This is a genomic window from Novosphingobium sp., from assembly GCF_031424035.1.
GTDB lineage: Bacteria > Pseudomonadota > Alphaproteobacteria > Sphingomonadales > Sphingomonadaceae > Novosphingobium.
Window position 1 is genome coordinate 66,668 of sequence record NZ_JANPGP010000035.1, and the last position, 13,369, is coordinate 80,036.

A 13,369-nucleotide genomic window follows, 5' to 3' on the forward strand; every position below is an offset into this window, starting at 1 on the left:
AGTTTTTACTTTCAGCCCTTGTTGTCGTCGACTTCCGAGAACTCGGCGTCGACCACTTCTTCTTCGCCTGGCTTCGCTTCGGCGCCCGGCGAGGCAGCTGCGGCCTGTTCCTTCTCGTAGATCGACTGGCCCATCTTCATGGCCACTTCGGTCAGCGCCTGAGTCTTGGCCGTCATCGCATCCGCATCGCCGCTTTCGATCGCGGTCTTGGTTTCAGCAATGGCAGCTTCGACTTCGGCCTTGAGGCTGGCGTCGATCTTGTCGCCATGCTCTTCGAGCTGACGCTCGGTGGCATGGACAAGGCTGTCAGCGTTGTTCTTCGCCTCAGCCTCGGCGCGGCGCTTCTTGTCCTCTTCAGCGAACTTTTCCGCGTCCTTGACCATCTGGTCGATGTCGGAATCGGTGAGACCGCCAGAAGCCTGGATCTTGATCTGCTGTTCCTTGCCAGTGCCCTTGTCCTTCGCCGTGACGTGGACGATGCCGTTGGCGTCGATGTCGAAGATCACCTCGATCTGCGGCACACCGCGACGCGCCGGCGGGATGCCGACGAGGTCGAACTGGCCAAGCAGCTTGTTGTCCGCCGCCATTTCGCGCTCGCCCTGGAAAACGCGGATGGTCACGGCCTGCTGGTTGTCCTCAGCTGTCGAATAGACCTGGCTCTTCTTCGTCGGGATCGTCGTGTTGCGATCGATCATGCGGGTGAACACGCCGCCCAGCGTCTCGATGCCCAGCGACAGCGGGGTCACGTCGAGCAGCAGGACGTCCTTGACGTCGCCCTGAAGCACGCCGGCCTGGATCGCCGCGCCCATGGCAACGACTTCATCCGGGTTGACGCCGGTGTGCGGTTCCTTGCCGAAGAATTCCTTCACGACTTCGCGAACGCGCGGCATGCGGGTCATACCGCCGACCAGCACGACGTCGTCGATGTCGCTGGCCTTGAGGCCGGCATCGGCGAGTGCGCGCTTCATCGGCTCCTTGGTGCGCTCGATCAGGTTCGCGACCATCTTTTCCAGATCGGCGCGGGTGATCGTCTCAACAAGGTGAAGCGGCGTAGTGGCGCCGCCTTCCATGCGGGCGGTGATGAAGGGCAGGTTGATTTCGGTCGAAGCCGTGCTCGAAAGCTCGATCTTCGCCTTTTCTGCTGCTTCCTTCAGGCGTTGCAGGGCAAGCTTGTCGGTCCGGAGGTCCATGCCCTCCTTCTTCTTGAACTGCTCTGCCAACCATTCGACGACCTGGGTGTCAAAGTCTTCACCGCCAAGGAAGGTGTCGCCGTTGGTGCTCTTCACTTCGAACACGCCGTCGCCGATCTCGAGGATCGAGACGTCGAAGGTGCCGCCGCCAAGGTCATAGACCGCGATGGTCTTGCCGTCGTTCTTGTCGAGGCCGTAAGCCAGCGCAGCCGCCGTCGGCTCGTTGATGATGCGCAGCACTTCAAGACCGGCGATCAGGCCGGCATCCTTGGTTGCCTGGCGCTGGGCGTCGTTGAAGTAGGCGGGAACGGTGATGACGGCCTGCGTCACGGTTTCGCCGAGATAGGCCTCGGCGGTTTCCTTCATCTTCTGAAGGATGAAGGCGGAGACCTGGCTGGGCGAATAGTCTTCGCCGCCGGCCTTGACCCATGCGTCGCCGTTCTTGCCCTTGACGATGGGATAAGGAACCAGTTCGGTGTCCTTCTTGGTCACCGGATCGTCAAAGCGGCGGCCGATGAGGCGCTTCACCGCGAAAATCGTGTTGTCGCCGTTCGTTACCGCCTGGCGCTTTGCCGGCTGGCCGATCAGGCGTTCGCCATCCTTGGTGAAAGCAACGATCGAAGGCGTGGTACGCGCGCCTTCAGCATTTTCGATGACCTTGGGCTTCCCCCCATCCATCACAGCCACGCAGCTGTTGGTGGTGCCAAGGTCGATCCCGATTACCTTTGCCATTATTCCCTATTCCTCACGTCTTGCAGTTGGACACCGCTTTGGCCCCTCCCCGATAGTCGGCAGAGTGGCCCCGCGGCTCGTTCGAAGCGCGATATAGGTCTGCTTTCGCTTGGCACAAGGGTATCACGCACCTAAGTGATCCGGCGTATCAAACTGGTCCGAAAGGTTGCTTCCCATGCGTGCTCGTCTGCTTGCCCCCGCCCTTGCTGTTTCGCTTCTGCTGCTTGCGGGTTGCTCGGAGGGGAAGAACGAAGTCGTTGTCACGAAATCCACGGTTGAAGGCTTGCAAGTGACGGACCCGCGTCTGGTTCTGCCGATCGTCAAGGACAGCCCGGGTGCGGTCTATTTCACTCTCGTCAATTCCTCCGCCAAGCCGCGTAAGATCCTGTCGATCGAAGTCGCGGGCGGCGACATGGCGATGATTCACGATACGGTCGACAAGGGCGGCCATTCCTCGATGACCATGGCGCATGACGTGGTGGTCGCGGCGGGCAGCTCCATGGCCTTCGCGCCCGGCGGGCGGCACGTCATGGTCACAGGGTTGAAGCCCGGTCTCAAGCCGGGGGTGGACTCCGAGCTCAAGATCAACTTTGACACTGGAGATGCGCTGGTGACGAACCTGCCGGTAGTGGCACCGGCGGCTGCTGCGGGCAACTGATCGATGAATCATGCCTGCCCGGCAGGCAGGGAACGCCCCCTGACCGAAGGCGAGCGCGCACTTGTGCGCTCGGTCTTCGGTAGCGCGGTCGATCCCGATCCGGTGACGATCCGCCGGCGCAAATGGTTCCCCTTCCAGCCGGCGCGCGTGGTGATGGCGCCTATGGGCCACCTGCACTTCCACCCCGAGGGCACGCAGTATTGCGACGATTTCTCGCAGGCGTCGTGGTCGCTCAAGGGCCTGTTCATCCATGAAATGGTCCATGTCTGGCAAGCGCAGCAACGCGGAAGGTTCTGGCTGGTGCTGATGCGACATCCGTTCTGCCGCTATGACTATGAGCTGGTGCCGGGCAAACCGCTGGAGGCCTATGGTATCGAGCAGCAAGCCGACATCGTCCGCCATGCGTTCCTGCTTCGGAACGACGTGATAGTGGCTGGCAAGCCTCCGCGCAGCGCCTATGATGCCGTGGTTCGGTTCCCCGGGACCGGCTATGCTGGAGCCTGATGATGAAACGCTTGGTCCTTGTCTTTGGCGCCCTGCTGGTTTCGGCCCCGGCTCAGGCCCAGTCGGTTCCTGACCTTGGCAAGTTCCTGCCGATTGGCGCGGAAGTTGAAACGCGGGTCGACGCCGATCTGACGGGCGACGGGCTGGTCGATGTCGCTGCCGTGGCGGTGAAGGATGATGAGCGCCTGCTGGTGGTTGTGGCAGATTCGCCGCGCGGGCTCGTCAAGATCGGGCAGGCGGAGATGGATCCCAGCCCGCTGGGCAGCGCCGAACTCAAGGTATTGCGCGGTGTGCTTATCGTTGATGACCTGACCGGCGGCACCACCGCGCTGTCCTCGACCTATCGGTGGCGGTTTGATCCAATGGTGCGGAAGATGCGGCTGATCGGGGATGATGTTTCGCTCTACAGCCGGACCTGGGCGCATGATGGCCGCGATGTCAGTACCAACCGGCTGACCGGGGTGCAGATCTCCACATTCAAGAAGCTCAAGGGTCGCGGCGAGAACGCCAGCTATGCGCCTAGCAAGCCGATCCGCAAGACCGTGTCGCGCGATCCGATCTACATGGGCAGTGCGCCGACGCCGGAACGTACGATGGGTTGGGGCAACTGAGCGCCGGGGCAAATGAGGGGCAGTGCAAATTGACCGGCCTGGGCTTGTGAGGCCCCGCTAAACCGGTAACAACGGAAACCATTCCGGGCGGCCGAACCCGCGCCCGGCCCATGAGCGAAACCATGCAGTTATCCGACTATGGCATGTCGCGCGACCGCGGCTTCCTATCGCATTTCGAAATCGACGAGGTAGACCTCCCCGCTGAATTCGCCCCCTACCTCCACGCCGCCGAGACACTCTCGGGCCTGATCACTTCGGGCAAGGTGCGGCACTGGCTTAACCGCCTCCCCGCGATCGACCTCAGCGAATGGGCGCAGTCCGCCCCCGAAGAGCAGGTCCGCCGCGCCATGGTCCACCTCTCGTTCCTCGTGCAGGCCTACGTCTGGGGCGAGCATGACGCCCCTGCCCACCTTCCCGCCAACCTCGCCCGGCCGATGGTTGCCGTGGCCGACCGGCTTGGTCAGGCTCCGCTCCTGCCCTATTCGGGCTACGTGCTCGATAACTGGGCGCGGATCGACAAGTCCGCGCCGCTCGCGCTCGACAATGTCCGCATGGTTCAGAATTTTGCCGGCGGTGATGACGAGAACTGGTTCGTGCTGGTCCACATCGGCATCGAACTGGAAGCCGGCGTCCTGCTCGACAACGCTGTCAAGCTGATCGCCGCTTCCGATGTCGGCGATGCCGCGACTTGCGAGGCGCTGCTGCTGGAGAACCACGCCGCGTGGGAACGCATCTACGACGTGTTCAAGCGTATGCCCGAACGCTGCGATCCCTACGTCTATTTCCACCGTGTGCGCCCGTGGATTCACGGCTGGGCGAACAACCCGGCGCTGGGCGGCGGGCTGGTCTATGAAGACGTCGACAAGTTCGCCGGTGCGCCGCAGCCCTTCCGCGGGCAGACCGGATCGCAAAGCTCGATCGTGCCGTCGATGGACGCGCTGGTTGGCGTGCGCCACAGCGACGATCCGTTGAAAGCCTTTCTTGACGAACTGCACTTCTACCGCCCCGTCCCGCACCGCCGATTCATCGAAGACCTCGGCGCGAAATCAAACCTGCGTGCTTTTGTTGTCGGTTCAGGATCGGAAAGCCTGAAGGACGCGTTCAACGCCAACCTCGAGCAGGTCGTGCGGTTCCGCACGCGGCACCTCGAATATGCGGCGAGCTATATCAACAAGCAGGCGTCGAACGAGCCGGGCAACGATCCCGATGTCGGCACCGGCGGCACGCCATTCATGAAATACCTCAAGAAGCACCGCGACGAAAACGCGGCGCAGTTGGTCTAGCCCTCGCCGATCCGCCCGCCCGCAAAATCAGGCTGCGCCGGTTCACCGAACGCCGCGTAAAGCGCATCAACCCGTGCCTTGAGGGCATCGAGGTGATCAGGGTGGGTAATGATATGGAGCTGGTTTTCCTGGACCGCGCGAACGACCGCGCGGCCTAGCCAGACCGGCTCCATCATTTTGCCGGCGATCGCCGCTTTGATCTCGTCCGGAAGGTCGTCCATCTGGCCTTCGGACATGCGGCTGCGAGTCAGGCCGGGATAAAGGATCGAGACGCCGACGCCGAACGGCGCCAGCTCCTGCCTGATCGATTCCGATAGCGCCGCCACGGCAAATTTGCTCGCCGAATAGCAGGCGAAAGTGCCATGCGGCAGCTGGCCGTTGACCGAACTTGTGTTGACGATGTGGCCGCTTCCCCGCGCCTTCATCTCGCCCATGAAAAGATGACACCCCAGGAACACGCCGCGCACGTTGATCGCCATGACCCGGTCGAACTGGTCAAGGGTGATGTCCTCCATCGGCTTGAACGGCAGTGAAATTCCCGCGTTGTTGCACAGCACGTCGACTGGCCCGCACACAGCCTCAACGCCGGACTTCACCTGCGCCCAGCTTTCGGGCGAAGTCACGTCGTGCGGGAAAGCAATGGTGCCCCGCCCGATCCGCGCTGCCTCGGCCTGCGCCCAGTCGCCGTTGATATCGGTGATCGCCACCATTGCGCCAGCCTCGGCAAAGGCCTCGGCAATACCCGCACCGATGCCGCCACCTCCGCCGGTGACGACTACGACTTTGCCTGCGACGTCCATACGAAAACTCCTGCCGAAATATCGACAGGAGTGTCGCAAACCTAATCGCAATTGGAAAGGGTCGTCATTCCGCCCCGCCGATATCAATCCGGCTTTTTGGAAACCGCCACCATCGCGGGCCGCAGCAGGCGGTCCTTGATCATGTAGCCGGCCTGAAGTTCCTGCAGCACGGTGCCGGGTTCGGCATCGGCGGAAGGCACTTCGAGCATGGCCTGATGCTGGTTGGGATCGAGCGGCAGGCCGACAGCGGCGATGCGGCTGATGCCGTGGGCGCCGAACACCTTCTCGATCTCGCGCGCAGTGGCTTCAATGCCAGCGATGAAACTCTTTGCCTTGTCATCCTCGCGCAGATCCGCGCCAATCGCATCGAGCGCACGGCTGAGGTTATCCGACACCGAGAGGATGTCGCGCGCGAATCCGGTCGCGGCATAAGTGCGCGCGTCGGCCACGTCCTTTTCCAGCCGGCGGCGCACGTTCTGCGTCTCGGCCTTGGCGTAGAGAATTTCCTGCTTGGCGGCGTCAAGGTCGCTGCGAAGGTGCGACAACGCATCGTCGAGCGAATCGCTCGCCTTGTCGAGATCAACCAGATCCTCGGGTACGCCGTTCAATTCTGCTGCCACCGCGGGGTCGTCCTGCGGCTTGGTATCTTCGCTCATGTCTTCAAAAAACCCTGTGTTTATGTACCAAAGAACCGATCTAGCCGATCAGTTTGCCCAGTGAATGGGCCGTGAAATCCACCATGGGGACGACGCGCGCATAATTCAACCGAGTCGGGCCGATTACACCTACGACTCCGACGACCCGGCCCTCCCGGTCGCGATAAGGCGAAGCGATCACCGAAGAGCCGGAAAGCGCGAAAAGCCGGTTCTCCGCGCCGATAAATATGCGGGTCGCATCAGCCTCGCGCGCGGCGTCGAGCAGTTCGGCGACCGACTGCTTGCTCTCGAGATCGTCGAGCAACTGCCGCACCCGTTCGAGGTCGGTGATCGCTGCATCGTCAAGCAGGTTGGATGCGCCGCGCACGATCAGCACCGGGCGTTTGAGGGCATCTTCGCTCCACAAGGCCAGCCCGCGTTCGACCAGATCGCGGCTCGCGGCATCGAGCGCGCTCTTGCCCGAAGCGATCTCGGCGCGGATCGCGCGCACGGCTTCACTGAGCGTGCGGCCAACAAGCTGGGCGGAAAGGTAATTCGATGCCGCCTCAAGTGCTGATGGTGGCAGGTGCGCGGGCACATCGACCACGCGGTTCTCGATCCCGCCGTCCTCGCCCACCAGCACCGCCAGTGCCTTGCCGGGCGACAGCGCGACAAGCTGCAAGTGCTGCAAACGAGGTTCGCGGCGCGGCACCATGACGACTCCGGCGCAGGCGGAAAGGTCGGACAGGACACTGCTCGCCGCCGCCAGCGCCGCCTCGATCGGTCCCGGTGCGGCAAGCTGGCGTTCGATGGCCGTGCGCTCGGCATGGGTCGGCTCGGCTACCTGCATCATCCCGTCAACGAACAGCCGCAGCCCCACCTCGGTCGGCATCCGCCCAGCCGAGGTATGCGGCGCGGCGAGCAGGCCAAGATGCTCCAGATCATGCAGCACCGAACGGATCGAAGCCGGCGACAGGTTGAGCCCCGAAACGGCAAGCGTCTTCGATCCCACCGGCTGGCCAGTGGACAGATACCCTTCGACCACGAGACGAAAGATGTCGCGTGCGCGGGTGGTCAGTTCGGTGATGGGTGGGTTGGGCATTCGCGCAACGTAGACAGTGCTTTAATTTTGCCAAACCTTGTTTACGATAACGGGGGTGTCGAAAAGGGGGAAGGGGTCGACTTATGCCACATATTTCGAGCAACTACAAAAGCGCTTCCGATGCGCCCATCGGAAAATGGTGCTCAGCTCCGACTTCAAAATTGAAGCCAGTTTCAATCCTGCCAAAAGGGGCCGTGACCGATTCTCCTGATTACCTTGGCCAGTGCGTTTCGTATGTAAAGCGTGTCTGTGGCTCACTTACGTTGACAAAAACAGATAAGTGGAAGGCAGGAAAAAAGTTACAAAAAGGAGTTTCTATTAATTCTGGAACTGCCATAGCGTGGTTTAATGCAAAAGGAAAGTACAATTTCCACACGGCTATTTTTGATTCAAAGGACAGTAAAGGAATTTACGTTTACGAACAATATGTCATTCAAGGCGGGAAGGCATTATCAAAATCTTTTAAGACTTGGGCCCAAGTTGCCGAAAAGAACTACTGCGTGATTGAGTTGTGATTGTTTTATCAATAAGGAATTTTTAATGCGACCTTCCGGCCGTGCGCCTGACGAAATGCGCTCCCTCACTTTCGAGACGAAATTCACCATTCATGCCGAAGGTTCGGTGCTGGTGAGCTTTGGCAATACCAAGGTCCTGTGTACCGCAAGCGTCGAGGAAAAGGTGCCGTCGTTCCTGCGCGGTAAGGGCGAAGGTTGGGTTACGGGCGAATATTCGATGCTCCCCCGCGCCACGCACACGCGCGGCAGCCGTGAAGCGGCCAAGGGTAAGCAGTCGGGACGCACGCAGGAAATCCAGCGGCTGATCGGCCGTTCGCTGCGCTCGGTGGTTGACATGAAGAAGCTCGGCGAGCGCCAGATCGTGCTCGATTGCGACGTGATCCAGGCTGACGGCGGCACCCGCACTGCCTCGATCTCTGGCGCATGGGTGGCGCTGCGCCTCGCCATCGATGGCCTGATGGCCAAGGGGCTGATCACCGAAGACCCCATGCCGCGCCGCGTCGCAGCCGTTTCCTGCGGCATCTGCGAAGGCGTGCCGGTGCTTGATCTCGACTACATCGAGGACAGCTCGGCCGATGCCGACGCCAACTTCGTGCTGATCGAAGGCGGCCACATCGCGGAGGTCCAGGCCACGGCCGAAGGCGCGACATATGACGAGGAAGGCCTACTGCGCCTCCTGCGTCTCGCCCGCATCGGTTGCGACCGGATCTTCGCAGCGCAGGCTAAAGCGGTGGGTAGGTAATATGCCGATCCTCTCCAAATTTGCGCAGCACATTTGGGGTGGTGGATCGTCCGCAGGACGAGACGGAGGGGCATCGACGCCGACGGAGAAACCCCTCCGTCACCGCTGCGCGGTGCCACCTCCCCATTTGCACTGCGTGAAAATGGAGAGGATATGAAGCCATGACCAATCTCTCCGGAAAACTCGTCATCGCCACGCACAATGCGGGCAAGCTGAAAGAGATTTCCGCCCTGCTCGCGCCTTATGGTGTGGACTGCATTTCCGCCGGAGCGCTCGGCCTGGCCGAGCCGGAGGAAACCGGCACGACATTTGTCGAGAACGCGCTGATCAAGGCGCGCGCTGCCGCTGAGGCCAGCGGGATCGTCTCACTGGCCGACGATTCCGGCCTGTCAGTTACTGCGCTGGTCGGAAGGCCGGGTGTTTATACCGCCGACTGGGCCGAGCGGCAGTGGTTTGAGGGCAAACCCGGCCGTGACTGGTACATGGCGATGGGCAAGGTCGAAGGCATGCTCGCCGAATTGGGGCCGGACGTGGATCGCTCCTGCTGGTTCTCCTGCGTCCTGGCGATTGCATGGCCCGATGGAGAGAGCGCCGTCTATGAAGGCCGCGCCAACGGCACGCTAACCTGGCCCCCGCGTGGTACGATGGGTTTTGGCTATGACCCGGTGTTCGTGCCGCTGGGCGATACGCGCACCTTTGCCGAGCACGATCCGGAAGAAAAACACGCCATCAGCCACCGCGCCGATGCCTTTGCGAAGCTGGTGAAAGACCAGTTCGGGAATTGAACGCAATGTTCTCTTCCCGTCATCCTGAACTCGTTTCAGGATCCATTTCGCCCCAGGCTCTAAACACGCGGAGGTAAAGTCACGGCGCCGTTCGCTCGTAATCGGTCTGCTCCGGTCTAGAGGCACGATGGATGCTGAAACAAGTTCAGCATGACGTTGAAATTGATGTAGCAGGAAAACCATGGCCCGCGCGCTCTACATCCATTGGCCGTTCTGCCTGAAGAAGTGCCCCTATTGCGACTTCAACAGCCATGTCCGCGATTCGGTGGATGCGGCGCAGTGGCAGGCGGCGTTGATCGCCGACATGTGCCACGAAGCCGAAGTCGCTGGTGGCGAACCGCTTGAGAGCATCTTCTTCGGCGGCGGCACACCCAGCCTGATGCCGCCCGCCGTAGTCGCGGCGCTACTGGCAGAGGCCGAGAGGCTGTGGGGATTCGCGCCGGATATCGAAATCACGCTGGAGGGTAATCCCTCGTCGGTAGAGGCAGCGAACTATGCCGCGCTGGCGGGTGCCGGGGTCAACCGCGTGTCGCTGGGCCTGCAATCGCTCGATGATGCGGCGTTGAAATTTCTGGGGCGTCTGCATTCGGTTGATGAAGGCCTTGCTGCACTCGATGTTGCGCAACAATTCTTCAAACGCGTCAGTTTTGATCTGATCTATGCCCTTCCCGGTCAAAGCGAAAAGGCATGGGAATCAGAACTTTCCCGCGCAATATCCTTCGGAACCGGGCATCTTTCGCTCTACCAGCTGACCATCGAACCCGGCACCAAGTTCGAGACGATGGTGCGGCAGAACCAGTTCGAGCCGCTGGGTGAGGACACTGCAGCAAATATGTTTGCGCAGACCCGCGCCATGACCGCTGCCTTCGGCCTGCCCGCTTACGAAATCAGCAACCACGCCAAGCCGGGCGAGCGCAGCCGGCACAACCTCTCCTATTGGCATTACCGCGACACGCTGGGCATCGGACCGGGCGCGCACGGGCGGCGCATGGGCGAGACGACCGTGCGGCATCGCAAGCCGGAGAACTGGCTCGATGCCATGGCGCGCAATGGCCATGGCATTGCCGAATCGCGCAAGCTCGGCCGCCGCGAAATGGCTTCGGAGGCGATGCTGATGGGGTTGCGGCTGACCGAGGGGATGGATCTGGCACAGCTCTCTGCGCGCCTCGGCTTGCCGATGGCAGACCTGTTCGATGCTGACAGGCTAGCCTTCTATGAGCGACAGGGCCTCGCCTGGCAGCGGGGTAGCTGCATCGGCGTGACCGAGAGAGGGTTCGCACTGCTTGACGGCCTGCTTGGCGCGATCGTTCCGGACGCGCTGTTCGATACGGAAGAGACGGCCTGACTTGCGCGCCTCGGACATCCTCGAGGCTTGGCGCGGGCACCTTGGCGATGACCGCCGCCGCTCACCGCATACGGTGCGCGCCTATGTCGGCACGGCGGGGCGGCTGCTGGAGGAATTGGGCGATACTGATTGGTCTGCCCTTGCCCGGCTGGATGCGGCGGCGCTGCGGGGTCAGCTTGCCTTGCGGCGGGCCGAGGGCATCGGCAACGTTTCTGCCGCGCGCGAACTGTCAGCGCTGAAAGCCTTCATCCGCTTCGCTCGCGAGCGTTCGGGCCAGCCCGATCCCTCGCCGCCGCGCCTGCGCGGGCCGCGTATCAAGAAGGGCCTGCCGCGCCCTGTTACGCCTGACGAAGCGGTGAACCTCGCCGCCATGGTAGGTGACAGCGGCGTGGAGGAATGGATCGGCGCGCGCGATCGGGCCGTGTTGCTGCTGCTTTACGGCGCGGGGATGCGTATTGCCGAGGCGCTGTCGCTGACCGGCGCGGCCTTGCCACTTGGCGATGCGATCACCGTGACCGGCAAGGGCAACAAGCAGCGGGTCGTGCCCCTGCTGCCGATTGTGCGCGATGCGGTGTCGGATTATCTCGGCAAGTGCCCCTTCCCTGCGGAGCGCGACCAGCCGCTGTTTCGCGGTGCGCGCGGCGGGCCGCTGGCTCCGGGCATGGTGCAAAAGGCGATGGCGCGGGCGCGGATCGCGCTCGGCCTGCCGGCCAGCGCCACGCCCCACGCGCTGCGCCATTCCTTTGCCACGCACCTGCTAGGCGCCGGCGCCGATCTTCGCAGCTTGCAGGAATTGCTCGGCCACGCCAGTCTGGGTTCGACGCAGATCTATACCAAGGTGGACGCGGCGGTTCTGCTTGACGTCTATCGCAATGCCCATCCGAGGGAGCAGTCATGAAAGCGCGCATTATCCTCACCGTGCTCGGCAGCGACCGGCGTGGCCTCACCCGCGAACTGGCCGAGGCGGTTCATGCGGCGGGCGGAAACTGGCTCGAAAGCCACCTCGCGCGGCTTGGCGGCAAATATGTCGGCTCGGTGCTGGTTGAGGTCGATGCGGCGAACTTGCCGCTGCTGTCCGAGGAAGTGCTGGGGATCGACGCCAGCGGGTTGCAGGTGGCGATGGTGCCGGCCGGGAGCGATCCTGCTGACACCGGCAAGGTACTGGTGATCGAGCTGGTGGGGCAGGACCGCCCGGGAATCGTGCGCGAAGTCACCAAGGTGCTCGAAGCGGTCGGCGCGAACATCGATGGGTTTGAATCCGATGCGGTTCCGGGCGCCCAGACTGGCGAATTGTTGTTCAAGGCGAGGATCGAACTCACCATCCCTGCCTCTGCCACGCCCAGCGAAGTTCAGGACGCGCTGGAGGCAATTTCCGGCGAGATCATGGTCGATTTCAGCTTCGATTGACGTCGTCCCGGACCTGATCCGGGACCGCAGGCCTCATCGATGCAACCTTGCGCCCAAAGGCAAGCGGTCCCGGGTCAAGCCCGGGACGACGGTTACATCGCGGCGTAACGCACCTCGATCGCGTCCCAGATCATCGCCGGAGTATCGGTGCCGTTGAAGCTGTCGATGGCGACGATGCCGGTGGGTGAGGTCACGTTGATCTCTGTGAGCCACTTGCCGCCGATCACATCGATGCCAACGAACACCAGACCGCGCGCCTTGAGTTCGGGGGCGAGTGTCGCGCAGATTTCTTCCTCGCGCGCCGTCAGTGTTGTCGCCTCGGCATAGCCACCGACGGCGAGGTTTGAGCGGAATTCGCCTTCGCCGGGGCGGCGGTTGATGGCTCCGGCAAACACGCCGTCAACCAGCACGATGCGCTTGTCGCCTTCGGAAATGTCGGGGAGGAACGGCTGGATCATGTGGGGTTCCACCCAGGCGGCGTCGAACAGTTCACTGAGCGCGCCCATGTTGCTGCCATCTGCCGGGATGCGGACCACGGCCTTGCCGCCGTTGCCATGGAGCGGCTTCATCACCAGATCGCCGGGATGGCGCGCGTGGAAATCGCGGATGTCCTCGATCCGGCGGGCGACGAGCGTCGGCGGCATGAAACGCGCGTAATCCAGGACGAAGACCTTTTCGGGTGCGTTGCGCACGCTGGCCGGATCGTTGACCACCAGCGTATGACCTGCCAGCCGTTCGAGCAGGAAGGTCGCGGTGATGTAGCCGAGGTCGAACGGCGGATCCTGCCGCATCAGGATGACGTCGACATCCTTGGCCAGATCGATCTTGCGCGCCTCGCCCTTCTGGAAATGGTCGCCGGGGACGCGCTGGACTGTCACCGGGCTGGCCCATGCGGTTAACCGGCCTTCATCGAGGGCAAGGCTCTTCACGTCATAATGCCAAACCTCGTGCCCGCGCGCCTGCGCGCTCAGCAGCAGCGCGAAGCTGGAATCGCCGGTGATGTTGATCGTCTCGATCGGGTCCATCTGGACGGCGACGCGAAGGGTCATGTTTAGATTCC

General features: G+C 62.5%; 15 protein-coding genes. 10 read left to right on the forward strand and 5 right to left on the reverse strand.

The features are described 5' to 3' along the window. Window positions 1–11: 11 nt before the first annotated feature. Entirely contained in the window at window positions 12–1,922 is a 1,911-nt protein-coding gene (gene dnaK, locus RMO89_RS05235; RefSeq protein WP_310531649.1) for a molecular chaperone DnaK, read from the reverse strand. Between the two features lie 175 nt (window positions 1,923–2,097). Here dnaK and RMO89_RS05240 point away from each other — a divergent pair, with 175 nt between their 5' ends. The 4 genes from RMO89_RS05240 to RMO89_RS05255 all read left to right on the forward strand — a co-directional run bounded on the left by RMO89_RS05240 (window position 2,098) and on the right by RMO89_RS05255 (window position 4,978). After that, entirely contained in the window at window positions 2,098–2,580 is a 483-nt protein-coding gene (locus RMO89_RS05240; RefSeq protein ID WP_310531650.1) for a copper chaperone PCu(A)C, read from the forward strand. Between the two features lie 3 nt (window positions 2,581–2,583). Further along, window positions 2,584–3,084: a vgr related protein gene (locus RMO89_RS05245; protein ID WP_310531651.1), complete on the forward strand. Its 501-nt coding sequence runs from the start codon at window positions 2,584–2,586 to the stop codon at window positions 3,082–3,084. A 2-nt stretch (window positions 3,085–3,086) separates the two neighbouring features. Next, window positions 3,087–3,695 carry a hypothetical protein gene (locus RMO89_RS05250; protein WP_310531652.1) on the forward strand — a complete coding sequence of 203 codons (609 nt, stop codon included), beginning with the start codon at window positions 3,087–3,089 and terminating at the stop codon, window positions 3,693–3,695. A 110-nt stretch (window positions 3,696–3,805) separates the two neighbouring features. Continuing rightward, window positions 3,806–4,978 carry an indoleamine 2,3-dioxygenase gene (locus tag RMO89_RS05255; RefSeq protein WP_310531653.1) on the forward strand — a complete coding sequence of 391 codons (1,173 nt, stop codon included), beginning with the start codon at window positions 3,806–3,808 and terminating at the stop codon, window positions 4,976–4,978. Here the strand turns inward: RMO89_RS05255 and RMO89_RS05260 are convergent. The 3 genes from RMO89_RS05260 to hrcA form a co-directional block, all read right to left on the reverse strand. Then, the gene (locus RMO89_RS05260; RefSeq protein WP_310531654.1) at window positions 4,975–5,778 is read right to left on the reverse strand and encodes an SDR family oxidoreductase; all 804 of its coding nucleotides are present in this window, start codon (window positions 5,776–5,778) and stop codon (window positions 4,975–4,977) included. The genes RMO89_RS05255 and RMO89_RS05260 overlap by 4 nt on opposite strands. 83 nt (window positions 5,779–5,861) lie before the next feature. Next, window positions 5,862–6,434 carry a nucleotide exchange factor GrpE gene (locus tag RMO89_RS05265; RefSeq protein ID WP_310531655.1) on the reverse strand — a complete coding sequence of 191 codons (573 nt, stop codon included), beginning with the start codon at window positions 6,432–6,434 and terminating at the stop codon, window positions 5,862–5,864. Between the two features lie 40 nt (window positions 6,435–6,474). Then, a complete protein-coding gene (hrcA, locus tag RMO89_RS05270) occupies window positions 6,475–7,515 on the reverse strand; it encodes a heat-inducible transcriptional repressor HrcA (RefSeq protein ID WP_310531656.1) in 1,041 nt (346 codons plus the stop codon). Window positions 7,516–7,598: 83 nt separating this feature from the next. On the opposite strand from hrcA, the gene RMO89_RS05275 reads away from it, so the two are divergent. From RMO89_RS05275 to RMO89_RS05300, 6 genes are all read left to right on the forward strand, one after another. Next, window positions 7,599–8,030 (forward strand): BPSL0067 family protein, encoded by a 432-nt coding sequence (locus RMO89_RS05275; protein WP_310531657.1) that lies wholly within the window; start codon window positions 7,599–7,601, stop codon window positions 8,028–8,030. 25 nt (window positions 8,031–8,055) lie between these two features. After that, complete coding sequence (gene rph, locus RMO89_RS05280) at window positions 8,056–8,772, forward strand: ribonuclease PH (protein WP_310531658.1); 717 nt, start codon at window positions 8,056–8,058, stop codon at window positions 8,770–8,772. 161 nt (window positions 8,773–8,933) lie between these two features. Beyond that, entirely contained in the window at window positions 8,934–9,557 is a 624-nt protein-coding gene (gene rdgB / locus RMO89_RS05285) for an RdgB/HAM1 family non-canonical purine NTP pyrophosphatase (RefSeq protein WP_310531660.1), read from the forward strand. 181 nt (window positions 9,558–9,738) lie between these two features. Beyond that, window positions 9,739–10,902: a radical SAM family heme chaperone HemW gene (gene hemW / locus RMO89_RS05290; protein ID WP_310531661.1), complete on the forward strand. Its 1,164-nt coding sequence runs from the start codon at window positions 9,739–9,741 to the stop codon at window positions 10,900–10,902. A gap of 1 nt (window position 10,903) precedes the next feature. Continuing rightward, entirely contained in the window at window positions 10,904–11,800 is an 897-nt protein-coding gene (locus RMO89_RS05295) for a tyrosine recombinase XerC (RefSeq protein ID WP_310531662.1), read from the forward strand. Then, window positions 11,797–12,309, forward strand: a complete 513-nt coding sequence (locus RMO89_RS05300) for an ACT domain-containing protein (RefSeq protein ID WP_310531663.1) — start codon at window positions 11,797–11,799, stop codon at window positions 12,307–12,309. Before RMO89_RS05295 ends, RMO89_RS05300 begins: the two co-directional genes overlap by 4 nt. 92 nt (window positions 12,310–12,401) lie before the next feature. On the opposite strand, the gene gshB is transcribed toward RMO89_RS05300, so the two are convergent. Further along, window positions 12,402–13,358: a glutathione synthase gene (gene gshB, locus RMO89_RS05305; protein WP_310531664.1), complete on the reverse strand. Its 957-nt coding sequence runs from the start codon at window positions 13,356–13,358 to the stop codon at window positions 12,402–12,404. Between the last annotated feature and the right edge of the window lie 11 nt (window positions 13,359–13,369).